Raw genomic sequence first — 25,900 nt, forward strand, 5'->3', positions numbered from 1 at the left:
CTCCCTCACTACTCCTCGACGCGGGCCTGCTCAGACCCTATCGCGGTCGGCGCCGGTTTCAGAAGGTCACCCCGCCGGAGCCCCCGCAGCGTCCGGACGGCCACGACCGCCCAGGCGGCGACCAGCCCGGCGTAGAGCAGGACGGCGAGGGCGGCCAGCATGCCCGAGCCGGTGCGCAGGGCGAGGCCGCTCGCGCCGGTGGCCACGGTGCCGACCGGGAACGTGAAGCTCCACCAGGTCAGCGAGAAGGGCAGCCCGGCCCGGGCGGTCCGCACGGTGATCGCGGCGGCCAGCGCCGCCCAGAACAGGGCGAAACCCAGCGCCGGTACGCCGTAGAGCACGGCGGCCAGCTGTGCGCCGGTCGCGTAAGGCTCGGCCAGCACGCCATCGGACGCGCGGCCGAGCAGGTGCGCGGCGGTGACGGACTGTCCGAGCGGGCCGAGCACGATCCACAGCGTCGGCACCATCCGGGCGGGGCCGGCGCGGTGCAGCACCAGCCGGCCCCAGATCTGCCCGATCACCAGGACAGCCGCGAACAGGCTGATCCCGAACATCGCGTAGCAGGCCAGCAGCAGCTCGGCCCGGGCCGGAACGTGCGGGACGAGCAGCGCGCCGCCGGCGGCGGAGACCATCGGCGAGACCACCGGCATGAGCCAGCCGCCGAAGGCCGCGTCCGGCCCGACGCGGTGCCGGGTCATCATCCGGTACGGGACCGCGACGGCGACCACCAGCCCGAGCACCGTGCCCACCGTCCAGAGCACGAGGTCGACGGCGACGGCGACGGGTTCGCCGAGCCAGTCCCGGCCGAGCAGCAGCGCGCCGGCGCCGACGGTCATCAGCGCCATCGGCGGCGCTCCCCAGAACTGCGCCAGGACCGGGTCGTCCGCGTACGTTGTCGCGTGCCGCAGCGCCGCGACCACCAGGACGACCAGCAGCGCCGCGGCCAGCGCCCACACGTACGTGGCCAGGGTGCGCAGCCCCGGCACGTGCACCGGCAGGGCGGCGGCGGCCGTGGCGACGATGCCGGTGCCCATCACGCTGGCGAACCAGTTCGGGCCGAACACGATCGTGGGTACGGTGCGGGCCGGTCGCTCCAGCAGGGCGGTCATGATGCCCACTGTCCGGTCTCCCGCGCCGCCCCGGTAGCCGTCCCGCCCCTCATGCCTCATAGGCTGCGGTTATGCCTCTGCCGCCGCAGGTCACCGATCTCACCCCGTTCGACCTGCTGCTCAGCGTCGCCCGGCTGGGCAGCGTCGGCCGCGCGGCGGCCGCGCATCGCATCTCCCAGCCGGCCGCGAGCGCCCGCCTGCGCGAGCTCGAACGCCGGCTCGGGCTGACCCTGCTGCACCGCTCGCCGCGCGGCTCGACGCTGACCGGCACGGGCGCCCTGGTCGCCGACTGGGCCCGGGCGGCCGTGGACGCGGCCGACGCGCTGGCCACGGGCGCCGCCGCGCTGCGCACCACCCACGAGAGCCGCCTCGCGGTCGCCGCCAGCCAGACCGTCGCGGAGTATCTGCTGCCCGCGTGGCTGGTCGCGCTGCGGTCCGGGCATCCCGGGCTGAGCGTGACGCTGCGGGCCGCGAACTCCGCCGAGGTGGCGGCGGCCGTCATCGCGGGCGAGGTGGAGCTGGGCTTCGTCGAGGGCCCGGACGTGCCCGCCGGGCTGCACGCCGAGGACGTCGCCGCCGACCGGCTGGTGGTCGTCGTGGCGCCGGGTCACCCGTGGTCGAAGCGGCGGCGGGGCGTCACGCCGGCCGAGCTGGCCGCGACCCCGCTGGTGTCGCGGGAGGCGGGCTCGGGCACCCGGCGCGCGTTCGAGGAGGCGCTGCGGCCGCTGGCGGCGGAGGCGCCGCTGCTGGAGCTGTCCTCGACGACGGCGATCAAGCACGCGATCGCGGCGGGCAGCGGCGCCGCGGTGCTCAGCTCGCTGGCCGTCACCGCCGAGCTGGCCGCCGGGACGCTTGTCGCGGTGCCGGCGCCGATGCTCCTGCAGCGGCACCTGCGCGCGGTCTGGCCGGCCGGCGACCAGCTCATCGGTCCGGCCCGCGATCTGTACGCGATCGCCCGGCGGCACCGCTGATCTCCGCATTTGGCCGGTCTCGGTGTTCCCGCGCAGTGATCGGGCACGGACTAAACGACTCCCGGCCTGAGCTGCGGCAATGACTTCGACGGATTCCTGACAGATTCCCCAGGGCGATGATCGTGCGAGCTTGACACCGGTCCGGTGAGGACCGGTCTGGGGGATCGCCGTGCATCGTCGTCTGTGGATCGTGGCCCTGTTCGCGCTGGCCGCGCCGTTCGCCTCGGTGGCGCCCGCGCGGGCCGCCCTGACGCCCGTCGCCAAGGTCGACTTCCAGCCCGCGGCGTCGGCGGTGCCGGCCGGGTACACCGCCGACACGGGCCTGGCGTTCGACGCGGCGCGCGGGTCCGGCTGGGTGGTCGCCGGCACCCACGATCCGCTGGACCTGACCCGCAACACCCGCGACCGCGCGCGGGCCGGCATCGACCCGCGGCTCAACACCCTCATCCACCTCCAGTACGGCGACGTCGGCGGCAGCGCCGGCGTGGCGACGCCGGGCGCCTGGGAGTACGCGTTGCCGGCCGGCAGCTACCAGGTGACCGTGGCGGTCGGCGACCGGCCCGCGTACGACAGCTCGCACACGATCCGGGCCGAGGGCGTCGCCGTGGTCTCCGGGTTCGTCTCGACCGCCGCGGCCGAGTTCCGCACCGCCACCGCGACCGTGGCGGTCGGCGACGGCCGGCTGACGATCGACGCGATCGGCGGCACCAACACCAAGCTGAGCTACGTGGAGATCGCCCGGGTCGGGCCGCCCGCGGCACCGGCCGGCCTGACCGCGACGCCCGGGGACTCGCAGGTCGCGGTGGCCTGGACGGCGTCGACCGCGGCCGACATCGCCGGCTACCGCGTCTACCGGGGCGGCGCGCTCGTCTCCGGCCCGGCGCCGCTGACCCGGGCGTCGTGGCTGGACACCGCGGTCGGCAACGGGACCGCGTACGGCTATGCCGTCACGGCGGTGGACACCGCCGGCGCCGAGTCCGCGCGGTCCGCGACGGTCACCGCGACTCCGGCGGCCTTCGCGCTGCGGGTGAACTTCTCCGACGCCGCAACCGCGCCACCGGCCGGCTACGTGCGCGACTCCGGCGACGCGTTCACGGCCGCCCGCGGGTACGGCTGGGTGCAGCCGGGCACGACGACGCCGCTGAGCCTCGCCGGCAACGGCCGCAACCGGAACCCGGCGGCCGGGCAGAGCGACGTGCGGCTCGCCACGCTGGTGCACGCCCAGCTGCCCGCCGGCTCGGCGGGCGTCACCACGCCCGGCTCCTGGGAGGCGGCCGTGCCGAACGGCACCTACACGGTGACGGCCGCGGTCGGTGACGCCGGCACCGCGCTCGACAGCGTGCACTGGCTCGGCATCGAGGACCAGAACGCCGTCGCCGCCTTCGCGCCGGCCGCGTCGACCAGGCACGCGATCGCGACGCGGACGGTCACGGTCGCCGACGGGCGGCTCACGCTCAGCGCGGCCGGCGGCACCAACACCAAGCTGAACTATGTGGACGTGGCCAGCGTCCCGGGCGCCGGCGCCCTGCCCGGGGTGCGGACCAGCACGCCCGCGAACGGCGCCACCGGCGTGGCGCCGACCACCAGCGTCGTCGAGGACCTGGTGCTGCCGGGCGGCGGAGTCGACCAGGCGACGCTGAACGGCACGACGGTGACGCTGACCCGGGTCGGCGACGGCGCGGCGGTGCCCGCCAACGTGATCACCAGCGGCGGCGGGGACGTCGTCAACCTCTCGCCGAACTCCCCGCTGGCGGCGAACACGGCGTACCGGTTCACCCTGAGCTCCGGGGTGCGGGACGTGAGCGGGCGGGCCTTCACCCCGTACTCGATCGTGTTCACGACCGGGGCCGGCAGCGGTCCCGGCGGCCCGGGCTTCGACAAGGTGGTCGGCGTCGCGACCGGCGCACCCTTCACGACGGTGGTCAAGGGCCCCGACGGCCGCCTGTACGCGGGCACCCTCGACGGGCGCATCCTGCGCTTCGCGATCAACGCCGACGGCACCCTCGGCGCGGCGACGACCATCACCGCGGTGCGCGACAACGCGGCGGCGCTGGGCCTGCCCGGCGCGCCGGCCCGCACGGTGATCGGCATGGCCTTCGACCCGGCGGGCAACCTCTGGGTGACCGACAACTACGAGTACGTCGGGCCGCTGAACGTGCCGGACTGGTCGGGCCGGATCGGCCGGCTCAGCGGTCCCGGCCTGGGCACCTACGCGCCGGTCGTGGTCGGCCTGCCACGCTCGGTCAAGGACCACGAGACGAACTCGCTGGCCTTCGGACCCGACGGCGCGCTGTACGTCTCGCAGGGCGCCAACAACGCGATGGGCGCGGCCGACTCCACCTGGGGAAACCGGCCCGAGCGGCTGCTCAGCGCGGCGGTGCTGCGACTCGACCCGGCGGCCTTCACCGGTACGCCGTTCGACGTGCGGACCGCGGACGGCGGCGGCTACGACCCGTACGCCGCCGGTGCGCCGCTGACCATCCACGCGACCGGCGTCCGCAACGCGTTCGACCTGGTCTGGCACCGCAACGGCCACCTGTACGCGCCGACCAACGGCTCGGCGGCGGGCGGCAACACCCCCGCCACCCCCACGCCGCTGCCCGCGTCCTGCGCCCGCCGCGGCTACACCGGGCCGGCCGTGCCGGCGCTGACCAATGTGCCCACCGCCGAGACCGACTACGTGTTCGACGTGAAGCCGGGCCGCTACTACGGCCACCCGAACCCGCTGCGCTGCGAGTGGGTCCTGGCCGGGGGCAACCCGACCGCGGGCACCGACGCGTTCCAGGTCGGCGCGTACCCCGTGGGCACCCTGCCGGACCCCGGCTTCGACCTGGCCGGCACCTACGACGCGGGCCTGCATGCCTCGGCCAACGGCGCCATCGAGTACCGCGGCGGCGCGCTGGACGGCAAACTGCTGGTGGTCCGCTACTCGGCGGGACAGGACATCGAGACGTTCGACGTCGCGCCGAGCGGCGCGCTGAGCAACCGCACGACCGGCCTCGCCGGGCTGACCGGCTTCAGCCAGCCGCTCGACGTCGCCCAGGACACCGCGACCGGAAACCTGTACGTCACCGAGCTGGGCGCGAACCGGATCACCCTGCTCAGGCCACACACCTGACCAGACGGGCGAATTCACCCGCTCGGGGTCACGAATACGGCACGCCATGGTCGATGCGGGATCGAGATGTGCAAAGCTGCGCGCTACATCTCGATCCCTGTCTTCGGAGGCATGCCGTGGCATCGCTCCTTTCCATAGTTGCCGCACTGCTCGTGTGCCTGTTCGTGGGCTGGCTGGTCCGGGGTCGCATCCTCGCCGCCAGGCGCTCCGCCCAGTCGCCCGCCGCCGGCGCGCCGTCGACCGGCGAGCCGGTCGCCGCGACGACTTCCGAGGCCGAGCCGGTCGCCGAGCCCGTCGCGGACGCCAAGCCTGTCGCGGACGCCAAGCCCGAGCCCGTCGCCGAGCCCGTGGCCAGCACGGAGCCCGCGCCGGTCGCGGTGCCTGAGCCCGTCGCGGAGACCAAGCCCGAGCCCGTCGCAGAACCCGCGCCTGTCGTGGAGCCTGAGCCCGTCGCGGAGACCAAGCCCGAGCCCGTCGTGGAGCCCGAGCCCGTCGTGGAGACCACGCCCGAGCCCGTCGTGGAGACCACGCCCGAGCCCGAGCCGGTCGTGGAGCCCGAGCCGGTCGTGGCTGCCGAGCCCGAGCCCGTGGCCGAGCAGGTCACGGCCCCCGACAAGCTGGTCCGCATCGAGGGCATCGGCCCGAAGATCGCGACCGCCCTGGCCGCCGCCGGCATCACCACCTTCCGCGAGCTCGCCGACACGGACGTCGAGCGCCTGCGCTCCACGATCAAGTCGGCCGGCCTGCGCGCCGCCCCGGGCCTGGCGACGTGGCCGGAGCAGGCCCGCCTGCTCGCCACCGGCGCCCAGAACGGCTTCGCCGGCAGCGCGGCCGCGCCCGCCGTCGTGGAGGCCGAGCCCGCCGCGGAGCCAGCGGCCGTCGTGGAGCCCGAGCCCGAGGCCGAGCCCGCCGCCGCGGAACCCGCAGCCGTCGTAGAGCCCGAGACCGAGCCCGCCGCCGCTGCACCGGCAGCCATCGTCGAGACCGTGCCCGAGCCCGAGCCGGAGGCCGAGCCCGCCGTGGAACCGGCGCCCGTCGCAGCGGCCGCCCCCGAGCTCCCGATCCCCGCGCCGGTCGCCGACGCGCCGGTCGAGACGCGGACGGAGACGGTGCCGGCGCAGCGGGCGCCCGAGGCCGCCGAGACGGCGACCCCGGACGACCTCACCCGCATCGAGGGCATCGGCCCGAAGATGGCCGGCGCGCTGCGTACCGCCGGCATCACCACGTTCGCCCAGCTCGCCGCGGCCGACGAGGCCGCACTCCGTGCCGCTATCTCGGCGGCCGGGATGCGCGCGTCGGCGAGCCTGCCGACCTGGCCGCAGCGGGCGCGTTCGCTCGCCGACCGGAACCTCCAGGACAGCTGACCCATCCGCACGCGACGAAGCCCGGCCCCGCACATGGGTGCCGGGCTTCGTCGCGCCCGCACGACGTGTTCGCTCACGGCGTCACGTGTGTCGCTGGCGACGACCGGCCGTTTCCGGGACCGTGTGCATCATGGACGCCGCCTTCGTTCTCGTGCACAGCCCATCGGTCGGCCCCGGCACGTGGGCGCCGGTCGCCGGGCGGCTCACCGCGCGCGGCGCCACCGCAGTGGTGCCCTCGCTGCTCGACGTCGCCCGGTCCGCCCCGCCGTTCTGGCCGCGGGTCACCGACCTGGTCGGTGAGCGGGTCGCCGCGCTCGCCGCGGGACGGCCGGTCGTGCTGGTCGCGCACAGCAATGCCGGGCTCTTCGTTCCCGTCATCGTCGCCGCGCTGACCAGGCCGGTCGCCGGGTGCCTCTTCGTCGACGCGGCGCTGCCCGCGCGGCGGGGATCCACCCCGGTGTCCGGGCCCGGGCAGCGGGAGTTCCTGCGGGAGAAGGCCGAGGACGGCGTCCTGCCGCCGTGGACGAGCTGGTACGACGAGGCCGAGGTCGCCCCGATGTTCCCGGACGTCGCGACCCGCGAGGCCGTCGAGGCCGAGCAGCCGCGGCTGCCGCTGAGCTACTACGAGCAGCAGATCCCGGTGCCCGAGGGATGGGACGGGCAGCCGTGCGGCTACCTGCTGTTCGGTCCGCCGTACGAGGAGGTGGCGAATGAGGCCGCCGCGCGGGGGTGGGCCGTCGAGCGGATGCCCGGCCGGCACCTGCATCAGGTCGTCGACCCGGACGGGGTCGCCGAGCGCATCGCCGCGATGGCCGCGACCTGGTCCCCGCCCTCGTCATGAGGCCCTCGCGGCCCTAGATTGTGAGCATGTCTCCCGTTACCCATGAGGTCGTGAACCAGCCACCCCCGCTGGCCGGCCACGACATCGCCGCCGACGCCGCCCTGCTCGAGGGGGTCGCCCGCGAGGGCGCCGGCTGGGCGGTCGACGACCTGCACCGCCTCGGCAAGCTGGGCGGGGAGGCCGAGCCGCAACGCTGGGCCGAGGAGGCCAACCGGCACGAGCCGCGCCTGCTCACCCACGACCGCTACGGCCACCGCGTCGACGAGGTCGAGTTCCATCCGGCCTGGCACCGGCTCATGGAGGTCGCGGTGTGCGAGGGCCTCGCCGGGGCCCCCTGGGCGGACCGGCGGACCGGCGCGCACGTCGCCCGCGCCGCCGGGCTGTTCACCTGGAGCCAGGTCGAGGCCGGCCACTCCTGCCCGGTCTCGATGACGTACGCGGTCGTGCCGGCCCTGCGCAACGCGCCGGAGCTGGCCGCCGTCTACGAGCCGCTGCTGACCGCCCGCGCCTACGACCCCGGCCTGCGCACACCCGCGACCAAGCGCGGCCTGCTGGCCGGCATGGGCATGACGGAGAAGCAGGGCGGCTCCGACGTCCGGGCCAACTCGACCACCGCCACGCCGGCCGGGGACGGCACCTACCGGCTGCGCGGACACAAGTGGTTCACCAGCGCGCCGATGTGCGACCTGTTCCTGGTGCTGGCGCAGGCGCCGTCCGGGCTCTCCTGCTTCCTGGTGCCGAGGGTGCTGCCCGGCGGCGAGCGCAACCCGTTCCGCATCCAGCGGCTCAAGGACAAGCTCGGCAACCGCAGCAACGCCAGCAGCGAGCCGGAGTTCGACGACACCGTCGGCTGGCTGGTCGGCGACGAGGGCAAGGGCGTGCGGACCATCATCGAGATGGTCGCGATGACCCGGCTGGACTGCGTGACCGGGTCGGCCTCCGGGATGCGCGCCGCGCTGGTCCAGGCGGTGCATCACGCCCGGCACAGGTCCGCCTTCGGCGGCCCGCTGATCGGCAAGCCGCTGATGCGCAACGTCCTGGCCGACCTGGCCGTGGAGTCCGAGGCGGCGACGGCGCTCGCGCTGCGCCTCGCCGGCGCCGTCGACCGAGGAGTACGCGGCGACACCCAGGAACGCGCGTTCAGCCGCCTGGCCGTCCCGGTCGCCAAGTTCTGGGTGTGTAAGCGTCAGCCGGCCGTGGTCGGTGAGGCCCTGGAGTGCCTGGGTGGCAACGGCTACGTGGAGGAGTCTGGCCTGCCGCGGCTCTACCGCGACGCACCGCTGAACTCGATCTGGGAGGGCTCCGGCAACGTGCAGGCCCTCGACGTGCTGCGCGCGATGCGCCGCGACCCCGACAGCCTGGAGGCGTTCCGGGCCGAGGTGGCCGCCGCCGCCGGCGCGGACGAGCGCCTGGACACGGCCGCGGCGCGGCTGACCGCGCTGCTCGGCGACGGCGACGACCTGGAGTCCGACGCCCGCCGCATCGTGGAGCGGATGGCCCTGGTGCTGCAGGGCTCGCTGCTGGTCCGGCACGCACCCGGTGCGGTGGCGGACGCGTTCTGCGCGAGCCGGCTCGGCGGCGACTGGGGGCACACCTTCGGCACGCTGCCCCGCGGCGCGGACACCGCGGCGATCGTGGAACGGGCGATGCCGGTGTAACCCTCAGGTGACGTGGGTCACCGCCGATTGCCAGTCGTGTGGAACTTTCGGGTCGGCCGGGCGCTCGCGGCGTGGACAGCGGCGGGTACGCCGCTGCGCGTCGCGGCGCCCCGCCTGCCCGGTGCCGACGTGACCGGTGTCGCCTGAGCCATGGAAGACTCAGCTGAACCCATCGACGGTCGATGGCATTTTGTGCGGCAGAACAGACTCTGGTGGATCTGGCTGGTGGCGGGGGCGGCCCTGACCGGCGGCTACTTCCTGCTCCCGGCCGACAGCCTCGCCTCAAACCTCGTCTACAACGTGGTCGGGCTCGCCGCGAGCCTCGCGATCCTGATCGGGGTACGGCTGCACCGTCCCGAGCGCCCGGCCCTGTGGTACTGGTTCGCCGCCGGACAGCTCACCTGGGTCCTTGGGGACCTGACCTGGGAATACTACGTCTTCGTGCGCCACGAGGAGCCGTACCCTTCGTTCGCCGACGTCTTCTACCTGGCCGCGTACCCGATGCTCGTGGTCGGCCTGCTCCTGCTGGTGCGGGGGCGCACCGGCCGGGATCTCGCCGGCCTGGTCGACGCTGCCGTCATCGGCACCGGGCTCGGCCTGGTGTTCTGGGTCTTCGTCATGCATCCGGTCGCCGCCGACTCGACCGCCTCGGCGCTCGAGCGCGGCATCAGCGTGGCCTATCCCGCGGTCGACGTCCTCCTGCTGGCGCTGCTGGCCCGCCTGTACACCTCCGCCGAGCGGCGCACGGCGAGCGCGCACCTGCTGGGCCTGGCCGGCGTGCTCCTGCTCGTCGGCGACGTGGGCTACTCCCTCGTCTCGCTCTATTCCGAGAACGACGACAGCAGCCTGCTCAACGCCTTCTTCCTGCTCTCGTACGTGGCGTGGGGCGCCGCCGCCCTGCACCCGTCGATGCGGTCGGCCGGCACACCACAGCAACGGCCGGGCAACTCCCGGGTCGGCCGGTCGCGCCTGGCCACGCTGGCCGTCAGTTCGCTGCTGGCGCCCGCGCTGCTGTTCGTGCCCGGCATCGGCGGCGACAACATCGACCGCCTGGCGATCGCGGCCGCCGCCGTCGTGCTCTTCCTGCTCGTCGTGTTCCGGATGAGCGGTTTCGTCGCCCAGGTCCAGCGGCAGGCGGACCAGCTCGAGGACCTCGCGATGGAGGACGACCTGACCGGCCTCGCCAACCGGCGGCGCCTGGAGCAGGCGCTGCGCGAGGCGCTTGGTGCGGGGCCGGTGCAGGTCGCGCTGCTCGACCTGGACGACTTCAAGGGCGTCAACGACCGGCTCGGCCACGCCGTCGGCGACCAGCTCCTCACGGTCCTCGCCGGCCGCCTGGTCGCGGCCATGCAGGAGGACGCGCTCGTGGCGCGCATGGGCGGCGACGAGTTCGCGATCATGATGCCCGGGGCGACGGACTCGGCGGCCGACCTCACCGTGGCCCGGCTGTCCGAGACGCTGCGCACCCCGATCCGGGTGGAGGATCACGAGCTGCTGGTCAACGCCAGCATCGGGGTCACCGACGGCACCGGCACCACCAACCCGTTCGAGGTGCTGCGCCGCGCCGACGTGGCGATGTACGTGGCGAAGGAGTCCGGCAACGGCTACTGCCGCTACGCGGAGGATCTCGACGAGGAGGCCGACGAGCAGGCGCGCATCGGCGCGGAGCTGCGCGTGGCCCTCGACTCCGGCCAGTTCCGGATGGTCTACCAGCCGATCGTCGACCTGCCGCACGGCCGGGTCCGGGGCGTGGAGGCCCTGATCCGCTGGGCGCACCCCGTCCGCGGGTTCGTCCCGCCGGACCAGTTCATCCCGGCGGCCGAGCGCAACGGGCTCATCGTCGAGCTCGGCGAGTGGATCCTGCGGACGGCGTGCGAGCAGGCCGTCGCCTGGCACTCCGAGCTGGGCGGGCAGGCGCCGTACAAGATGAGCGTGAACGTCTCGGCCCGCCAGCTCGCGCAGCCCGGCTTCTCGCGGGTCGTCGCGGCGACGCTCGCGGAGACCGGGCTCGCGGCCGACCGGCTCACCCTCGAGGTGACCGAGACTGCGGTCTTCGGCGGCAGCCACGCGGTGCAGGCGCTCAACGAACTGAACGACCTCGGCGTCTCGATCGCGCTCGACGACTTCGGCACCGGCCACTCGTCGCTCGGCCTGCTGCAGACCGTGCCGGTCGACGTCCTCAAGGTGGACAAGTCGTTCGTCGACAACATCACCATGGCCGGCCGGCACGCCGTCATCGCCACCGCCCTGATCCAGGTCAGCACCGGCCTCGGCCTGACGGCCATCGCCGAGGGCGTCGAGACCGCCGAGCAGGCCGCCGAGCTGCACCGCCTCGGCTACCGGCTGGCGCAGGGATACCACTTCGGCAAGCCGTCCGCGACACCGGACTTCACCCTGAACTCGGTCAGCGCCGCCCGCTGAGGGCCGGCGGACCTCAGCGCTGGCCCAGCAGCTCGGCGACGCTCGCCCTGAGGTCCTCCTGGCCGATCGGCTCGACCATCCCGCCGGTGCGGGCGTCCTGCATCGCCTTGGCCAGCTGCACCCGGCGCAGCGCCTCCTTGATGTCCGCGCCGGTCATGCCGTGGCTCAGCCGGCCCAGCTCGGCCACGTCGATCCCGTCCGCGAACATCCTGAAGCCCGGCTCCTCGTACACCGCGACGAGCTGCGCGATCATCTTGCGGAAGATCTCCGCCCGGCTCACCTCGTCCGGCTTCGGCACCGAGATCTTGACGTCGAAGCGACCCGAGCGGATCAGCGAGTCGTCGACCCGGTGCGGGAAGTTCGTCGTCGCCACCACGATGACGTTCGGGTTCGCCTCGATCAGGTCATTCATCTCCTGCTTGAAGATGCCCGCCACGGCGTTGATCGCCTGGCTGGCCGCGTCGCCGCCCGAGCCGGCATAGCTGATGATCGAGTCGAACTCGTCGAAGAGGATCAGCGTCGGCGTCCGGTAGCGCCGGGCCTCGCGGAAGATCTGCTTGATGTTGCGCTCCGAGCCGCCCAGCCACTTGTCGAGGATCTCCGGCGTGCGGATCTCCCGGAAGTCGGCGCCGATCTCGTTGGCGAGCGCGCGCGACAGCATGGTCTTGCCCGTGCCCGGCGGGCCGTACATCAGAATGCCCTGCGGCCGGCGCGCGCCCCACCGGGCCATCGCCTCCGGGTGCCGGAACGACACCGCGATCTGCCGCAGCTCCGCGACCAGGTCCGCCAGCCCGCCGACGTGGTCGAGGGTGACCGTCCGGGTGGTCGTCGCGACCCGGGGGACGGTCTCCCGGCTGACCACGTAGCGCCGGCCGGCCAGCGGCCGCTCACCGGCCTCCGGGCCGAGCAGCTCGACCACGGCCTGCAGCAGCAGCCTGACCATCGCCTCCAGGTGCTCGGGCCGCACCTCGTCGCGGGCGATCTCCGCGCGCAGCCGCACCACGCCGTCGCGGTCGTAGCCGACCGTCGCCTGTATCCCGGCGGCGGCGTCGGCCAGGACCGCGCCCGGCTCACGCTCGGCGGCGGGCTCGGACGGACGATCAAGACCGAGCCGCTTGTACGCGGCGACGGCGGCCGCGCCCACCCCGTCCACGATCCGGGTGGTGACCACGTCGCCGGCGGCGATCCGCTTAGCGAGCAGCGGGCCGACCGGGACGTTGCCGAGCACGACCGCTCGGATGCGCTCCTTGCTCGGCCCGTCGTCGCCGTCGGCGCGGATCTCCGCGACGAAGACGTGCACCGGCCCGGAGCCGGTGTCGGCGCTGGTCACGGTCAGCTCGGCGCCGCTGACCGGCGCCGGGAACCCGGCCCGGCGCAGCAGCTCGACCGGGTTGACCCGAGCGGCGGCGAGGATGGTGGCGGCGTCGACGATCTCGACCGTGGCGCCCGCGAACTCGAAGGACATGATGGCCCCCTCCCGGACCAAGAGTGACACGCCGCAGCGACGTCCTGACCCTCCGCCCGCCGAAGGCCGGAGGCGGCGGCGCGGCTGCTGCCTCCGCGCCGCCGCCCGGCACCGACCGCCGAATCAGCAGCCGGCGCGCGTGGTTCCCACCGCGACGTCGTCGTACCAGAGCGTGTCAGCGCCCTCGCCGTAGCTCTCCCAGCCCAGCCGCAGATCGGTGAGGGCGGGCCGCCAGGTCCGGTTCAGCCACTGGCCGTCGATGTCGTGCGTGGGTACGCCGTCCTCGAGCAGGCCCGGCACGGAGGTCCCGTTCAGCCAGGTCTCCATCGTCCCGTCGCGGCCGTCGATCTTGAATTCCACGCGGTTCCAGGAGCCGACCGGCAGCGGGGCCGACAGCGCCACGCCGGCCGGGCTCTGCTCGGGCAGGGTCGCGTCGTCCGAGGCCCGGTTCCATTGCAGGGCGCCGTTCTGGCCGCCGAGGCGCAGGTCCCGGTTGCCGTCGTTGGCGTCGCGCAGCGCGACGGCGGTGACGTACGCGGCGACGAGCACGGCGCCCACCAGCAGGGCACCGGCCGCCGCGAGCCTGATCAGCACGGGACGCCGTTCAGCGCGTACCCGGTCGGGTTCGCGGGCGCGGCTCCGGTGAAGCTCGCCTGGAAGCCCGTGCCGGTGCTCGCGCCGGTGCCGAGGCTGCCGTTCCACGCCGCGTTGCGGACGGTGATCCTGGTGCCGGACTGCGACCACACGCCGCTCCAGCCGCTCGCCAGGGTGACGTTGGCCGGGACCGTGAACGTGAGCGTCCACGCGGTGAGCGCCGGGCCGTTGTTGGTGATCCGGACGTCGGCGGTGAAGCCGTTCGACCAGGCGTTGGCCGTGTACGCGACCGAGCAGGCGCCACCGGCGGGCGGGGTCGTGGGCGGCGTCGTGGGCGGGGTCGTGGGCGGCGTCGTGGGCGGGGTCGTGGGCGGGGTCGTGGGTGCGGTCGTCGGCGGCGTCGTCACCGGGCCCGCCGCGATCGCCAGGTCGTAGGCGCGCTGCGGCACGAACTGGCCGGCGCCGGCGATGCAGCCGTCGGCCTCGCCGGGCAGCTTGATCCACAGGTACGCGTCCAGGATCGGATCGGCGACCGCGTTGGTGCTGGGAATGCCGATCGCGCGTCCGGCCGGGTCACACCACTCGCTGCCCGCCGGGCCGTTGCCGTTGCGGCTGGTGTCGATGACGCCCTTGAGGCTGGAGTCGCCGGTGGCGGCGATGACGTTCTTGACGTACGGGATCGACTCCGCGTTGGTGCGGTAGTTGGAGACGTTCACGGAGATGCCGTCCGCGCTGTTCGCGATGTCGGCCCGCACCAGCCGCGCCGCCATGTCCGAGGGCGACAGCCAGGCCGAGTGCCCGGCGTCGAAGTAGACGCGAGCGGCGCTCGACGCGGCCTTGAACCTCTTGCCCGCGTACGCCATGGAGGCGTAGACCTCCTCCTGCTGCGCCGGGGTGAGGCAGTTGGTCATCAGCGGGAGCACGTCCGGCTCGAGGACGATCGCCGCGGACCGGCCCTTGAGCCCGGCGGCGACCTGATCGACCCACTGCCGGTACGCGGTGTGGTTCGCCAGTCCGCCGGAGCTCGCGCCGCTGCAGTCACGGTTGGGGATGTTGTAGACGACCATGATGGGCGTCTTGCCGGCCGCGGCGGCCGCGCCGACGAACGCGTCCACCTCGGCGGCGACCGTTGCGGGGTTGTTCTGGGTGAACCAGCGTCCCTGCGGGACGGCGGCGATCCGGTCGCGGATCACCGCGGCGCGGGAGTCGCCGGGATTGGCGGCGACCCACCTGGCGGCGCTGGTCTGCGGGTCCGTGTAGTAGGGCGACTCGGCGGCGGAGGCGGATCCGGGCCAGAGCACGGCCGCGGCCACGACGCCGGCGGCGGCCGTGGTTGCGGCAAGGGCATCGGCGAGGTTTCTCAAGCGCATTCGACAACTCCTGGGGATGGGCGTGGGAGCGCTCCCATGCATCGACCACGGTAGTTGTAACAAGGGTGAAATCTCAAGGCCGCGGGTTCACGGGACTGTCACGCCCCGGCAATCCCTCGCCCGGGCGGACCAGGCCGCTCCGGTACGCCAGCACCACCAGCTGCGCCCGGTCCCGCACGTCGAGCTTCGTCATCGCCCGGTTCACATGCGTCTTCGCGGTCAGCGGCGAGAGGTGCAGCCACCCGGCGATGTCGTCGTCGTCGTTCTCGAAGGTGGTGAGCACCAGGACGCGCACCCCGGCGAGGCGCTCGTCGGCGCCGATGCGGCGGGTGGCCTCCAGCCCGTCCATGCCCGGCATCCGGATGTCCATCAGGATCACGTCGGCGCGGGCCGTGCGGGCCAGGTCGACCGCCTCCCGGCCGTCGACGGCCTCGCCGACCACCTCGAACCCCGGCTCCGAGTCGATGATCATCTTGAAGCCGGCCCGGATCAGGGTCTGGTCGTCGGCCAGCAGGACGCGGATGGTCACCGGGCACAGCACCCGGTACCCGCGTCACCGACCGGCAGCACGGCGTGCACCGGAACCGGCCGTCGCCGACGGGTCCGGCCGTCACGGTGCCGCCGGCCGCGGCGGCCCGCTCCCGCATGCCGATCAGGCCGTAGCCGGCGCCGTCGGCCGCACCGGGGTCGCGGACCTCGTTCGTCACCTCGAGGACGACGCCGCCGGGTGCTTACTCGATCAAGAGGTCGGCGCGGCCCTCGCCGTACCGGTGTGCGTTGGTCAGCGCCTCCTGCACGATCCGGTAGCCGGCCAGGTCGGCCAGCGCCGGCAGCTCGTGCGCCTCTCCGCACTGCCGGTGGCGTACCCGGAAACCCGCCGCCCGCAGCGCGCCGAGCAGCTGGGGAAGCCGGGCCAGGCTTCCTCCTCGCGGGTCTGCTCGGCCCGGCGGGCCCGCTCCTCGACCTCGGCGACGTGGGCCCGGTGTGTCCGCGCGGCGTCGCCCGCCGCCGCGGCCATGAAGATCCAGGCGAAGACGCCCAGCACCTCCGGGCGCCACCACGTCTGCGCCGGTACTGCCACCGCGGCGGCATAGACCACACAGGACGCGGCCAGGGCGGGTGCCGCGCGGCCGCCCGCAACCGCCTGATCCTGATGACGCCGGTCTCGCCCATCACGGCGACCGTACGGGGCGGCCCGGCACCGCGTCGTCGTCCCGTCGCAGTAGCCGGCGCCGCCGGAGATACCACGCCGATGGTATGCGGATGACTGCGCCGGGACGACGCGCCGGAGCGCGATTTCGGTGATCGTTCAAGGGTCACAGCCGCCCGACCCTGGAGTTCCGATGGCCACCTACCTGTACCGGCTCGGCCGGTTCAGCTTCCGTAGGCGCAGACTCGTCCTCGCGCTCTGGCTCGCCACGCTGGCCCTGCTCGGCGTCGGCGCGGCCACCCTCTCGGGGCCGACCTCCGACGAGTTCTCCATACCGGGCACGGAGGCCCAGGAGGCGATGGACCTGCTCGGCGAGCGGTTCCCCGGCGCCGCCGCCGACGGCGCACAGGCACGCGTCGTGTTCGCCGCACCGGCCGGTGAGAAGCTCACCGACGACGCCAACCGGGCCGCGATCGCGCAGACCGTCGCGCGGCTGCGGAGCGTCGCCGACGTCGCGGCGGTCACCGATCCGCTGCGGGGCGCCGTCAACCCGGCCGGCACCGTCGCGTACGCCCAGGTCACCTTCGCGGTACCGGCGACAGCGCTGACCGAGGCCGGCCGCGAGGCGCTGACCGAGGCCGCCGAGGCCGGCCGGGCCGCCGGGCTGGCCGTGGAGATGGGTGGCGACGCCATGCAGGAGCAGGGCGGCCCGGGCAACTCCGAGGTGCTCGGCATCCTGGTCGCCGCGGTCGTGCTGGTGGTGACGTTCGGCTCGCTGGTCGCCGCCGGGCTGCCGCTGCTGACCGCGATCCTCGGCGTCGCCGCCGCGATGCTGGGCATCCAGATCGCCTCAGGCTTCGTCGACCTCGGCAGCAGCACCTCCACGCTGGCGCTGATGCTCGGCATCGCCGTGGCCATCGACTACGCGCTCTTCATCGTCTCCCGGTACCGGCACGAGCTGACCCTGGGCCGGCCGCGCGAGGAGGCCGTCGCCCGTGCGGTCGGTACCGCCGGGTCCGCGGTCACCTTCGCCGGCCTGACCGTGGTCATCGCCCTGTCGGCGCTGGCCGTGGTGAACATCCCGGTGCTGACCGAGATGGGGCTCGCGGCGGCCTTCGCCGTCGTCGTCGCCGTGCTGATCGCGCTGACCCTGCTGCCCGCGCTGCTGGGCTTCGCCGGCCTGCGGATCCTGGGCCGTCGCGGCCGCGACCCGGAGGCCGCGGTCTCCTCCGCCGGGCCGGCCGCCGGCCTGCGCTGGGCCCGCTTCGTGACCGGGCGCCCGGTGGCCGTCCTGGTCGCCTCCGTCGCCGGCCTGCTGGTCCTCGCGATCCCCGGCCTCGACATGCGGCTCGGCCTGCCCGGCGACAACATGGCGAGCCCCGAGTCCACCCAGCGCAAGGCCTACGACATGCTGACCGGCGGGTTCGGGGCCGGCTTCAACGGCCCGCTGACCGTCGTGGTCGACGCCGCCGCCAGCCGGGACCCGGGTAACGCCGCGGCCGAGGCCCGCGCCGCCATCCAGGGCCTGCCCGGCGTCGTCACGGTCAGCCCGCCGAGCCTCAACCCGGCCGGGAACACCGCGATCCTGCAGGTCATCCCGGCCAGCGCGCCGGACAGCGCGGAGACCGAGGCCCTGGTGCACGCCATCCGGGACATCGACGAGACGGTGCGGGACCGGACCGGGGCGGGCCTGTCGGTAACCGGCACCACGGCCGTCAACATCGACATGTCCGACCGGATGGGCTCGGCCCTGCTGCCGTACCTGACGGTGATCGTGGTGCTGGCGTTCCTGCTGCTGACGCTCCTGTTCCGGTCGCTGCTGGTGCCGCTGAAGGCGATCGCCGGCTTCCTGCTCTCGGTGGTGGCCACCTTCGGCGCGGTCGTCGCGGTCTTCCAGTGGGGCTGGTTCGGCTCGGTGCTCGGCACCGACCAGGCCGGCCCGATCATCAGCATGCTGCCGGTCTTCCTGATCGGCATCGTCTTCGGCCTGGCGATGGACTACGAGGTGTTCCTGGTCAGCCGGATGCGCGAGGAGCACGTGCACGGCGCCGCGCCGACCCAGGCCGTCGTCTCCGGCTTCGCGCACGGCGCCCGGGTGGTGACGGCCGCCGCGATCATCATGGTCAGCGTCTTCGCCGGCTTCATCCTCTCCCCCGAGTCGCTGGTGAAGTCCATCGGCTTCGCGCTGGCCGCGGCGATCCTCTTCGACGCGTTCGTGGTCCGGATGACAATCGTGCCCGCGGTGATGACCCTGCTGGGGCGCCGGGCGTGGTGGCTGCCGCGCTGGCTGGACCGGGTGCTGCCGGACATCGACGTCGAGGGCGACAAGCTGCGCGAGGTGCCGGCCGAGCCCGAACACCGTCCCGCGGACCTGGTGACCGCCGGCCGGTGATACGGGTGGCGTGCGACTCACCCACGTGGGCGGGTGGCACGCCACCAGGCATCATTACTGCGTGAAATCGGTGCGGGAGACGATCGGCGCGGTCGTCGGCGGGCGGCTGGGGTACGAGGACGGCCTCGACACCCTCGCCGTCGCCCCGGCCGCCGAGGTCGATCCGGCCCTCGCCGCCGCCCTGTTCGACGCCACCGCCCGGCTGTGGCGCGGCGGCTGGCAGCCCGCCGAGCTGCACCGGGTCGTCGCCCGGCGCGGCACCGGCGTCCAGCCGCACCTGATCACGGACGCCGTCGCGGCGTACCTGCGCGGCTTCCCGCCGAAGACGGTCGACGTGCGCTGGCGCGACCAGGCCGGCGAGCTGGAGGCCCGGCCGTGGTGGGGCGACGACGCCGGCTACCTGCGGGAGGTCGCCGCCCGGCGCCGGGTCGACCGGGTCACGCTGATCGACGCCCTGCTGTCGCTGCTGAGCCTGCTGGCCGGGCTGCCCCCGATCGAGACGCTGGTCCCGCCGCCCGGCCAGGCGACACCGGCCCGCCGGGCGCCCGGCAACGACGCGAAGCTCGAGCGGGTGCGCGCGCTGCTGGCCAAGGCCGAGGCCACCACGTTCCCGGCCGAGGCGGAGGCCTACACCGCCAAGGCGCAGGAACTGATCTCGCGGCACAGCCTCGACGAGGCGCTGCTGACCGCCGGCAGCGAGGCCGTGGTCCCGTACGCCCGGCGCATCGGTGTCGACCACCCCTACGAGAGCGAGAAGGCCTCGCTGCTCACCTCCGTGGCCCGGGCCAACCGCTGCCACGTCGTCTGGTCCCCCGAGTTCGGCTTCGCCACCGTCTTCGGCTTCGACGCCGACATCGACGCGGTCGACCTGCTGCACACCTCGCTGCTGGTGCAGGCCCACCGGGCCATGGCCCGCGCCGAGCCGCCCGGCGGCAAGGCCGGCCGCGCCCGGCTCAAGACCTTCCGGCAGTCGTTCCTGGTCGGCTACGCGGTCCGGATCGGCGAGCGGCTCGCCGAGGCCGGCCGGGCGGCGCTGGAGCAGATCGGTGACCCGGCCGCGCTGCTGCCCGTGCTGGCCTCGCGCGATGTCCGGGTCCGCGAGGCCCGGGACCGGTCGTTCCCCTCGACGGTGCGCGGCCGCGGCTTCCGGGTGGCCAACCGCGAGGGCTGGGACTCCGGCCGCACCGCGGCCGACGAGGCGGCACTGCGCTAGGTGTGCTGTCCAGCACCACCATCTGCAAGATCTTGATTCCACTGTGTAGGGTACGGCCGTGAGCAAGACAATCGTGGCCCGAATCACAGTCGTGGCCGAGGACGAGACCGCCTCCGACACGGCCGCGAAGAAACTCCTGCACGAGCTGCACGAACTGGACGATGTGGTCTCCGTGGCGCAGGACCGCAGCCCCGGAGCGCCGGACGGTGCCCGCAGCGGCGAGCTGATCGCGGTGGGAACGCTGATCATGTCCCTGGTGGCCCAGCCGGAAGTGATCACCGCCGTGCTCACCTACCTCGCGGACTGGCGGCGCCGGCAGGGCCGCGGCCAGGTCGAGTTCCGGACGGAGAAGGCCGAGCTGATCCTCACGAACGCCAGCGACGCCCAGGTCGACAAGCTCATCGAGGCGTTCATCGAGGAGGTCACCGACCCTGAGTCGTAGACGTGCGCTGATCATCGCGACGGAGAACTACCAGAGCAAGGCGTTCGCCCCGCTGCCCGGCACCGCCAGGGACGCCGAGGACCTGGAACGGGTTCTCCGCGACCCGGGCATCGGGGACTTCGAGGTCACCGTCCTGCAGGACGCCACCGTGCGCGCCGCCGGCCTGGTGGTCCGGGAGTTCTTCTCCCAGGCCGACCCGGACGACATGCTGCTGCTGCACATCTCCGGGCACGGCGAGCGCGACAGCGACGGCAACCTGTACTTCGTCAACCACGACACGATGCGCGACTCGCTCTGGGTCACCGGGCTCAAGGCCGACCACATCAGCTCCGAGATCCGCGACAGCCCGGCCCGCCGCATCGTCGTGCTGCTCGACTGCTGCTACGCGGGCGCCTTCGTGCAGCACGACGGCGTACTCGCCGGCCTGGGACCCGAGAAGCCACCGGCGCCCGCCCAGCCGCCCGGCTACACCGCCGACGACTCGGACGACCGGCGCCACCGCGGCGAAGTGGTGATCACCGCCGCCACCTCGATCGAGCGCGCGTACGAGTCGGACGCCGGGCTGTTCACCCGCTGCGTCGTGCACGGCCTCGAGACCGGCCGGGCCGACCTGAACCGCGACGGCGAGATCGACTCGTACGAGCTGTACCAGTACGTCGCCGCACGGATGCGGCGGGACGCCGCCGGGCCCCGGCAGAGCCCGACGTACTCCGCGCACCGGATGCAGGGTGTCCTGCGGATCGCCCACGGCGCCGGTGACCGGCCACCGCCGCGCCCGGTCACCGGCCCGCCGCCGGCCGCCGCGCCCCAGGTGGCGGGCCGCGGCCCGCTGCCGCGGCGCGTGCTCGTGCCGCTGCTGGCGGTCGCCGGCCTGCTCTGCGGGTGCGGCACCCAGGCGGACAGCGCCGTCGCCGGCGGCGGGTGCCCGACGCCGGCCCAGGTCCGGGTGGCCGCCGCGCCGGGCGGTCTGGGACCGACCCGGGAGGTCGCCGCCGGGTTCGAGGCCTGGGTCGCCGGCCGGCAGCACGGCTGCCACGCGGTGGACCTCTACGTCTACCCGGCCGCCGCCGGCGACCTCGCCGAGGGACTGCGGTCCGGCTGGGGCGCGGGCGACGACGGCCGGAACTACCTTCGGGACGTCGGCCCGCACCCGGACGTCTGGCTGCCGGCCGCCGCCGCCGACGTGCCCGCGGACGACGGGCCGCTGCGCGACGTCATCGACCGGGTGGAGCGGATCGCGCGCACCCCGATCGTGCTCGGCATGCCGGCGCGGGCACGGGTACCGGGTGACGAGGCGCAGCGCCGCGCCGTGGCCTCCCTGCCGGAGCTCTTCGCCGCGGCCGGCCGCCGGCAGGGCGTCGTACGCGGCGACTTCGCGACCTCCGCGGTCGCGCGGATGGCGACCGCGGCGCTCTACGACGACGGCACGATCGACCGGGCCGCGGCCCGGGAGGTCGAGCAGCCCCTCGAACGGTCCCTGGACGCCGGCGGATACCCCGTCGGCGACGAGGCCGGCCTGCTGTGTCACCAGCGCGGGATCCGGGGCGGCACGGCCGTGATCCTCACCGAGCAGCAGCTGGTGCGCTTCAATCGCGGCGACCCGCCCGACGGCCCGTGCGTCGGCGCCGCGAAGCCCGCCGAAGACGACCGGCTGGACGCCTTCTACCCGGCCGAGGCCCTGGCCGTGAGCCAGGTCGCCGTGACCTTGACGTGGCCGCGGGGGTCGCAGAGCCGCACCGCGCGGGCGTACGCGGCCTGGTTCGTGCGCTGGCTGCGGCAGATCCCGGGGCGGCAGGCGCTGCTGCGCTCCGGGCTGCGGCCGTACGCCCTGGACGCCGCCGAGCCGGTCGGGCCCGCGTACGGCGCGCTGACCGGCTGGCCGTTCAATCACGTGGTGCGGGGCGAGCCGACCGCGCTGATCCGCCGGGACGTCGCCGCGCTCTACGCGGCCGCGCGCCGGCCCGGGCGCTTCCTGGTCGCGCTGGACGCGTCGGGCTCGATGAACACGGTGACCGCCGACCCGGACCGGACCCGCTTCGAGGTCGCCGCGGCGGCGGTCGAGCAGGCGGCGGCCCGGCTGGGCCGGCGCGACGGGCTGGGCCTGCTCACCTTCGGCGGCCGCGGCGCCCGGGAGATGCTGCCGATCGCCCCGGCGGGCGCCGACCCGGTCGGCCGGGTACGCCGGTACACCGCCGGGGTCCGGCCCGGCGGCGACACCCCGCTCTACGAGGCCATCCGCCGCGGATCCGCCGCGCTGCGGGCCGCCACCGGCGACGCGCAGCGCACCTTGGTGGTGCTCACCGACGGCAAGGACACCAGCGGGCAGCCGCGCCCGTCGGCCGCGCAGACCGCGGGCGTGCGCATCTTCGTCATCGCCGTCGGCGACGTGAGCTGCGCCGACGCCGCCCTCGAGGCGCTGGCAACCGACAGCGGCGGCCGCTGCTTCGACGCCGGGCTGGGCTCCCTCCAGCCGGCACTCACCGGGATGTTCCGCGCCGTCTGGGACACGGAGGGTGACTGACATGCTGCGCCTGCGGCCCTGGATGGCCTTCGTCGCCGGCAACCTGACCGGGGCCGCGCTGATCGCCTCGCTGTTCCTCTTCGGCCCGCTCTCGGGGCCCGCGGAGCTCGAGAGCGGCGAGCTGGTCATCCTCAGCGGCCAGGACGACAGCACCGGCGGGCAGCGCCAGCAGCTGGTGAACATCTGGAACGACAGCCACCCCCGCAACCGCGCCCGGATCGTGACGCTCCCCGAGGCGGCGGACGGCCAGTACGCGGAGATGGTCAACCGGGCCGAGGACGGCGACACCGACATCTTCAACCTCGACGTGGCCTGGACGGCCCGGTTCGCCGATCCGCCGTCCGGGCGCCGGCTGATCCGTCCCATCGACGAGTCGCTGCTCGCCGAGCGCCCGGACCGGGCGTTCATGAGCAATCCCCTGAAGACCTGCCGGTACGACGGAAGGCTGTGGGCGCTGCCGTTCAACACCGACGCCGGGCTGCTCTACTACCGCACCGACCAGGGGCTGAAGCCGCCGTTCGACTGGGAAACGATCAGGGAGACCAGGGTGGGGCCCGGCTTCGAGGCCGCCTGGACCGGCCAGCTCAACAGCTATGAGGGGCTCACGGTCAACTTCCTGGAGACGGTCTGGTCGCTCGGCGGCGACCTCGCGGTCGCCGGGGACGGCACGGTGCGCCTCGACCTGGCGAAGTGGAACGAGGCGGCCCGGCTGCTCACCCCGCCGAGCGACGACCGGCCGGGCCTGATCCTGCCGGACTCGACGTCCTCCGACGAGACCCGCAGCCGCAGCGCGTTCCGCGACGGCCGGACGCTGTTCATGCGCAACTGGCCGGTCGCGTACCGGGCGATGCTCGCCGACGATCGGGCCGGGGGCGGGCGGCTCGAGTTCGACGTCACGCGGCTGCCCGGCGTCAGCGTGCTCGGCGGGCAGAACCTGGCGATCTCGGAGCGGACCGGGCAGCCCCGGGCGGCGCAGGCGCTGATCGAGTTCCTGACCGGCGAGCGCAGTCAGCGGCTGCTCTTCGTCAACGGCGGCTTCGCGGCGACCCGGGCCGGCGTCTACGAGGACGAGACGATCAAGCAGAAGTACGCCTACGTGCCGCTGCTGCGCCAGGCGATCGACACCGCCCGGCTGCGGCCGGTGTCACCGAACTACGTGGCCTTCAGCAGGGTGCTCAACGAGCAGGTGCATGCCGTGCTGACCGGCCAGGTCCCGTCGCTGCGACCGGACCTGGCCGACCTGTTGACCAGGGCTTTGCAGGGCAGATGAGCCCTGCAGGGCAGCTGCCCTGCAGGGCTCGGCGCGCTCAGTGCCGGTCGCGCAGCAGGTCGTGCGTCTGCTGGATCTTGGCAAGCGACTTCGGCGCCTTCGGCGCGGCGGCCCTCGCAAGCGCGGAGGCGCCCGCGACCGCCGGCTTCGCCGGCGTGTAGAGCCACGCGTCGAACAGGTCGTCCAGCTGCTGGCCGGACACCTTCTCGGCGAGCGTGGTGAACTCGACGGTGTCGCCGTTGCCGTACCGGTGCTCGGCCACCCAGGTGCGCAGCAGCTCGAAGAAGTCCTGGTCGCCGATGGTGTTCCGGAGCTGGTGCAGGGTCATCGCGCCCCGGTCGTACACGGCACCACCGAAGATCTCCGAGGGGCCGGGCGCGGCGGGCGCGACGGTCCAGAAGTCCGCCGGCTCGGTCGCGTACAGGTAGTCGAAGATCTCCTGTGCCGTGCCCTCGCCCTGCTCCTCCGACCAGAGCCACTCGGCATAGCTGGCGAAGCCCTCGTTGAGCCAGATCTCCTTCCACTGGTCCACCGAGACCGTGTCACCGAACCACTGGTGGGCGTTCTCGTGCACGACCACCGACAGGTTCGAGCCGCTGCGGAAGAAGCCCGACGAGTAGACCGGCCTGGTCTGCGTCTCGAGGGCGAAGCCGAGCGTGTTCGGCGGGGCCACGACGCCACCGCGGGCCTCGAACGCGTACGGCCCGAAGACGCTGCTCTCCCAGTCGATCACCTCGGCGGTGCGCTCGACGCTGGCCTTCGCCGCGTCCTCGAAGTCCGGCGTGAGCCGGTCCGAGTACGCGTTGATCACCTGCTGGCCGTCGGCCGTGGTGTCCCGGGTGATCTCGTACTGCCCGATCGCCAGGAACGCCAGGTAGGTCGCCTGCGGATGGATCGAGCGCCAGCTCCACCGGGTCCAGCCGAGGATCTCGCGCACCGGGTTGCGCGGCATGACGCCGTTGCTGATCACCTCGACCCCGTCGGGCACGGCGACGGAGACGTCGAAGGTGGCCTTGTCGCTCGGGTGGTCGTTGCTCGGGAACCACCACCAGGCCTCTTCGGGCTCGCCGACCGCGAGCGCACCGTCGGGGGTGCGTACCCAGGCGGTGAAGCCGGCCGCGACCTTGTTGGACGGCACGCCGGAGTACTGCACCACCACGGTCATCGCGCCGCCGCGGGCGACCGCCCGCGACGGGGTGATCACCAGCTCGTGGTCGCCCTCCCGGCTGAACGCGGCGGGCCGGTTGTTGACCTTCACCGAGGCCACGTCGAGCACGAAGTCGAGGTGGAACGAGCTGAGGTCCTGCGCCGCGGTGGCCAGGATCGTGGTGGTGCCGGTGAGGCGGTCGTCGTCGGGGTAGTAGCGCAGCCGGACGTCGTAGTGTGAGACGTCGTAGCCGCCGTTGCCGTAGTCGGGGAAGTACTCGTCCCCCAGCCCGGCGCCGCCGGGAGCGGGTGCGGCCTGAGCCGGGATGGCGCCCCCGGCCAAGGTCAGTGCGGTGGCGAGCGTTGCCACCAGCAGTCGTCGCACGTTCGAACTTCCTTCCGTCGGCGGACCGGATCACGGTCCGACGTCGAGTGGTCGGCTCGAACCTATCGAAGTTCCTCGACGCCCGCCGCCCTCAGTCCAGAATGGAGATCACCGCGGCCGGGCAGTGCAGCACCGCCGAGCGGACCGCCTCGTACTGCTCGGGCGGCGGCTCCGGGTCGAGGACGACGACGAGGGCCTCCTCAGGATCCTGGTCGAAGACGGCCGGGGCGGTCAGCGCGCACGTGCCCGACCCGATGCAGAGGTGGGTGTCGACGGCTACCTTCATGAGCTCTCCAAGCATCACGTTGAGTCACCGCGTCCACACTGCACGGCGCCCTTCCGTCGGTCAACGTCTGTGCCGATATGCACCGATCACCGCGAAAACCACCGGCGCCCCGGCAGCGCGCGGGCGTCGGCCGGATCCGGCACCACACCCGGCGCCGCGTGCCAGGCTGGGTCCAGGTGAACAA

19 protein-coding genes are annotated in these 25,900 nt (G+C 73.9%); 11 read left to right on the top strand and 8 right to left on the bottom strand.

The genetic code is table 11. From position 1 onward, the window contains the following. Window positions 1-8 precede the first annotated feature (8 nt). Complete coding sequence (locus tag AB0B58_RS17690; RefSeq protein ID WP_360224507.1) at window positions 9-1,109, bottom strand: TDT family transporter; 1,101 nt, start codon at window positions 1,107-1,109, stop codon at window positions 9-11. Window positions 1,110-1,180: 71 nt separating this feature from the next. Here AB0B58_RS17690 and AB0B58_RS17695 point away from each other — a divergent pair, with 71 nt between their 5' ends. The 6 genes from AB0B58_RS17695 to AB0B58_RS17720 all read left to right on the top strand — a co-directional run bounded on the left by AB0B58_RS17695 (window position 1,181) and on the right by AB0B58_RS17720 (window position 11,482). Next, window positions 1,181-2,080: a LysR family transcriptional regulator gene (locus AB0B58_RS17695; RefSeq protein ID WP_360224509.1), complete on the top strand. Its 900-nt coding sequence runs from the start codon at window positions 1,181-1,183 to the stop codon at window positions 2,078-2,080. Between the two features lie 169 nt (window positions 2,081-2,249). Beyond that, entirely contained in the window at window positions 2,250-5,198 is a 2,949-nt protein-coding gene (locus AB0B58_RS17700; protein WP_360224511.1) for an Ig-like domain-containing protein, read from the top strand. Window positions 5,199-5,314: 116 nt separating this feature from the next. Continuing rightward, window positions 5,315-6,562 carry a helix-hairpin-helix domain-containing protein gene (locus AB0B58_RS17705; protein WP_360224513.1) on the top strand — a complete coding sequence of 416 codons (1,248 nt, stop codon included), beginning with the start codon at window positions 5,315-5,317 and terminating at the stop codon, window positions 6,560-6,562. A 130-nt stretch (window positions 6,563-6,692) separates the two neighbouring features. After that, window positions 6,693-7,403: an alpha/beta hydrolase gene (locus tag AB0B58_RS17710; RefSeq protein ID WP_360224515.1), complete on the top strand. Its 711-nt coding sequence runs from the start codon at window positions 6,693-6,695 to the stop codon at window positions 7,401-7,403. Between the two features lie 26 nt (window positions 7,404-7,429). Then, window positions 7,430-9,061, top strand: coding sequence for an isovaleryl-CoA dehydrogenase (locus AB0B58_RS17715; RefSeq protein ID WP_360224517.1), 1,632 nt, complete (start codon window positions 7,430-7,432; stop codon window positions 9,059-9,061). Between the two features lie 192 nt (window positions 9,062-9,253). Beyond that, window positions 9,254-11,482 (top strand): bifunctional diguanylate cyclase/phosphodiesterase, encoded by a 2,229-nt coding sequence (locus AB0B58_RS17720; protein ID WP_360224519.1) that lies wholly within the window; start codon window positions 9,254-9,256, stop codon window positions 11,480-11,482. A gap of 13 nt (window positions 11,483-11,495) precedes the next feature. On the opposite strand, the gene AB0B58_RS17725 is transcribed toward AB0B58_RS17720, so the two are convergent. The 5 genes from AB0B58_RS17725 to AB0B58_RS17745 all read right to left on the bottom strand — a co-directional run bounded on the left by AB0B58_RS17725 (window position 11,496) and on the right by AB0B58_RS17745 (window position 15,992). Continuing rightward, a complete protein-coding gene (locus AB0B58_RS17725; RefSeq protein WP_360224521.1) occupies window positions 11,496-12,947 on the bottom strand; it encodes an ATP-binding protein in 1,452 nt (483 codons plus the stop codon). 123 nt (window positions 12,948-13,070) lie between these two features. Continuing rightward, window positions 13,071-13,541, bottom strand: a complete 471-nt coding sequence (locus AB0B58_RS17730; protein WP_360224523.1) for a hypothetical protein — start codon at window positions 13,539-13,541, stop codon at window positions 13,071-13,073. Next, window positions 13,535-14,911: a glycoside hydrolase family 6 protein gene (locus AB0B58_RS17735; protein ID WP_360224525.1), complete on the bottom strand. Its 1,377-nt coding sequence runs from the start codon at window positions 14,909-14,911 to the stop codon at window positions 13,535-13,537. Before AB0B58_RS17735 ends, AB0B58_RS17730 begins: the two co-directional genes overlap by 7 nt. Window positions 14,912-14,984: 73 nt before the next feature. After that, complete coding sequence (locus AB0B58_RS17740; protein WP_360224527.1) at window positions 14,985-15,440, bottom strand: response regulator transcription factor; 456 nt, start codon at window positions 15,438-15,440, stop codon at window positions 14,985-14,987. 252 nt (window positions 15,441-15,692) lie between these two features. Continuing rightward, window positions 15,693-15,992, bottom strand: a complete 300-nt coding sequence (locus AB0B58_RS17745; RefSeq protein WP_360224529.1) for a hypothetical protein — start codon at window positions 15,990-15,992, stop codon at window positions 15,693-15,695. 262 nt (window positions 15,993-16,254) lie between these two features. Between AB0B58_RS17745 and AB0B58_RS17750 the strand changes: the two genes are divergently transcribed. The 5 genes from AB0B58_RS17750 (at window position 16,255) to AB0B58_RS17770 (ending at window position 23,899) form a co-directional block, all read left to right on the top strand. Continuing rightward, window positions 16,255-18,453, top strand: a complete 2,199-nt coding sequence (locus tag AB0B58_RS17750; protein WP_360224531.1) for an MMPL family transporter — start codon at window positions 16,255-16,257, stop codon at window positions 18,451-18,453. A gap of 61 nt (window positions 18,454-18,514) precedes the next feature. Continuing rightward, window positions 18,515-19,666, top strand: coding sequence for a DUF2786 domain-containing protein (locus AB0B58_RS17755; protein WP_360224533.1), 1,152 nt, complete (start codon window positions 18,515-18,517; stop codon window positions 19,664-19,666). Window positions 19,667-19,724: 58 nt separating this feature from the next. Beyond that, the gene (locus AB0B58_RS17760) at window positions 19,725-20,108 is read left to right on the top strand and encodes a hypothetical protein (RefSeq protein WP_360224535.1); all 384 of its coding nucleotides are present in this window, start codon (window positions 19,725-19,727) and stop codon (window positions 20,106-20,108) included. Between the two features lie 52 nt (window positions 20,109-20,160). Beyond that, the gene (locus AB0B58_RS17765; RefSeq protein ID WP_360224792.1) at window positions 20,161-22,629 is read left to right on the top strand and encodes a caspase family protein; all 2,469 of its coding nucleotides are present in this window, start codon (window positions 20,161-20,163) and stop codon (window positions 22,627-22,629) included. 1 nt (window position 22,630) lies between these two features. After that, on the top strand, window positions 22,631-23,899 hold the full coding sequence (locus tag AB0B58_RS17770) for an extracellular solute-binding protein (RefSeq protein ID WP_360224537.1): 1,269 nt from the start codon (window positions 22,631-22,633) through the stop codon (window positions 23,897-23,899). Window positions 23,900-23,936: 37 nt separating this feature from the next. On the opposite strand, the gene AB0B58_RS17775 is transcribed toward AB0B58_RS17770, so the two are convergent. Together AB0B58_RS17775 and AB0B58_RS17780 are read right to left on the bottom strand one after the other, a co-directional pair. Then, window positions 23,937-25,430 carry a M1 family metallopeptidase gene (locus AB0B58_RS17775; RefSeq protein ID WP_360224539.1) on the bottom strand — a complete coding sequence of 498 codons (1,494 nt, stop codon included), beginning with the start codon at window positions 25,428-25,430 and terminating at the stop codon, window positions 23,937-23,939. A 91-nt stretch (window positions 25,431-25,521) separates the two neighbouring features. Beyond that, window positions 25,522-25,716, bottom strand: coding sequence for a ferredoxin (locus AB0B58_RS17780; protein ID WP_360224541.1), 195 nt, complete (start codon window positions 25,714-25,716; stop codon window positions 25,522-25,524). Window positions 25,717-25,900 lie beyond the last annotated feature (184 nt).

The organism is Actinoplanes sp. NPDC049118, assembly GCF_040648555.1.
Classification (GTDB): Bacteria; Actinomycetota; Actinomycetes; order Mycobacteriales; family Micromonosporaceae; genus Actinoplanes.

Bases quoted from the DNA above. Each gene is read 5' to 3' on its own strand.
- AB0B58_RS17695 (WP_360224509.1), top strand. From the start codon at position 1,181: ATGCCTCTGCCGCCGCAGGTCACCGATCTCACCCCGTTCGACCTGCTG.
- AB0B58_RS17710 (WP_360224515.1), top strand. From the start codon at position 6,693: ATGGACGCCGCCTTCGTTCTCGTGCACAGCCCATCGGTCGGCCCCGGC.
- AB0B58_RS17725 (WP_360224521.1), bottom strand. From the start codon at position 12,947: ATGTCCTTCGAGTTCGCGGGCGCCACGGTCGAGATCGTCGACGCCGCC.
- AB0B58_RS17715 (WP_360224517.1), top strand. From the start codon at position 7,430: ATGTCTCCCGTTACCCATGAGGTCGTGAACCAGCCACCCCCGCTGGCC.
- AB0B58_RS17750 (WP_360224531.1), top strand. From the start codon at position 16,255: ATGGCCACCTACCTGTACCGGCTCGGCCGGTTCAGCTTCCGTAGGCGC.
- AB0B58_RS17780 (WP_360224541.1), bottom strand. From the start codon at position 25,716: ATGAAGGTAGCCGTCGACACCCACCTCTGCATCGGGTCGGGCACGTGC.
- AB0B58_RS17770 (WP_360224537.1), top strand. From the start codon at position 22,631: ATGCTGCGCCTGCGGCCCTGGATGGCCTTCGTCGCCGGCAACCTGACC.
- AB0B58_RS17690 (WP_360224507.1), bottom strand. From the start codon at position 1,109: ATGACCGCCCTGCTGGAGCGACCGGCCCGCACCGTACCCACGATCGTG.
- AB0B58_RS17735 (WP_360224525.1), bottom strand. From the start codon at position 14,911: ATGCGCTTGAGAAACCTCGCCGATGCCCTTGCCGCAACCACGGCCGCC.